2 protein-coding genes are annotated in these 1,101 nt (G+C 62.0%); both read left to right on the top strand.

The window, feature by feature from the left end; genetic code table 11:
- Window positions 1–321: 321 nt before the first annotated feature.
- Window positions 322–534: a hypothetical protein gene (locus A5622_RS02400; RefSeq protein ID WP_082994513.1), complete on the top strand. Its 213-nt coding sequence runs from the start codon at window positions 322–324 to the stop codon at window positions 532–534.
- A 6-nt stretch (window positions 535–540) separates the two neighbouring features.
- The coding region (locus A5622_RS02395) for a hypothetical protein (RefSeq protein ID WP_197507930.1) at window positions 541–1,101 on the top strand (561 nt) is incomplete at its 3' end.

Raw genomic sequence — 1,101 nt, 5'->3', positions numbered from 1 at the left:
GTTGGTGCCGATCTGCGCGATCAGGTCGCTTTCGCTGGCAGCCTGCTGACGACCGCTCAGCACAACTTGCGTGGACGCGGGACCGCAATCCCAATACTGTTCCTGCGGGGTGATCGAATGGTCGTAGTCGAGAACAAGTTCGGACACTGTTGGCTGCTCCTGGTCGTCGTCTAGGTACGCGGAAATCTCTGCTTCGTACTTCTCGACATCACCAAGTACACAGCGGATTCGGCTGGTGATGAGTTCCTGTCGGACATCCCCGAAGACGCCCGCGTCGCGGTTTCCGCTGCGGTGGGCGGCAAGTCGTCGACGGCTGGCGCGGTGGATTGCGACGACCCGGTGTTCGAGAATGTGCCGGCAACTGATCCGCCCACCGAATGCGCTGCCGCCGCGGTGTTCCGCAACACCGGCGACCCCGCCACGTCGGACCTGATCAGCTACCACGACGAAGGCGCCGACCTGCCGCTTACCCCCAATGACGGTGACCTGACGTTGCGGATCAGCAACGGCGTCAACAAACTGTTCCGGCGGTAACGGCCAATGATCAACACCGAACTCCTCGAGGAATTCCGGAAGTACGGCATCGTGCAGAGCATGTGGCGGATGCTGCTCGGGTTCGCCGTAGCGGAAGGCGATAACCCCTCAGGTAACCCCACTTTGGGGTTCGTGGACTACCAACTCCCTGGCATCGGCACCGACCTCGACAGTCACGTGAAGGCGCTGGCCGACCAGCTTCAGTATCGGCTTCCTGTCGCCGGTCCGTTCCCCGAGGGTGGCTCCGACTACGACCAGGCCAAGTGGATGGCCGTGGTGGTGGGGCAGGTCGGCTCCCCCAGCGACTGGCAGGGCAACGCCCAGCCTTCGCAGGAGCACTACATCGAATCCATCACGTCCAACATGCCGTCCGAAGCAGAGATTTCCGCGTACCTAGACGACGACCAGGAGCAGCCAACAGTGTCCGAACTTGTTCTCGACTACGACCATTCGATCACCCCGCAGGAACAGTATTGGGATTGCGGTCCCGCGTCCACGCAAGTTGTGCTGAGCGGTCGTCAGCAGGCTGCCAGCGAAAGCGACCTGATCGCGCAGATCGGCACCAAC

Source organism: Mycobacterium sp. 1245801.1, from assembly GCF_001673055.1.
GTDB lineage: Bacteria > Actinomycetota > Actinomycetes > Mycobacteriales > Mycobacteriaceae > Mycobacterium > Mycobacterium europaeum_A.
The sequence above is the reverse complement of the archived record's forward strand: the minus strand, read 5'-3'. Positions and strand labels throughout refer to the sequence as shown.